Annotated in this window: 1 protein-coding gene; it reads left to right on the forward strand. The window is 77.9% G+C overall.

Annotated features, from left to right (window positions below; all coding sequences use genetic code 11):
- A partial coding sequence (locus N790_RS04880) for a hypothetical protein (RefSeq protein ID WP_043801516.1) occupies window positions 1-217 on the forward strand: 217 nt, incomplete at both ends.

The raw sequence follows: 217 nt of genomic DNA on the forward strand, positions 1-217 counted from the left end.
CCGGAACTGCTGGCCGCCGCCGCGCGCTCGCAGGCGCCCGACGCCGCGCTGCCGCGCGGCCTGGCGCTGCTGCAGGCGGTCACACGCCGCACCAGTTACCTGGCCCTGCTCGAAGAGCAGCCCGCGGCGCTGGCCCGGCTGGTGGACGTGACCGCGCGCAGCGCGCTGCTGTCCGAGCGGCTGGCCGCGCACCCGCTGCTGCTCGACGAACTGCTCG

It is taken from the genome of Arenimonas malthae CC-JY-1, from assembly GCF_000747075.1.
GTDB classification, from domain to species: Bacteria; Pseudomonadota; Gammaproteobacteria; order Xanthomonadales; family Xanthomonadaceae; genus Arenimonas; species Arenimonas malthae.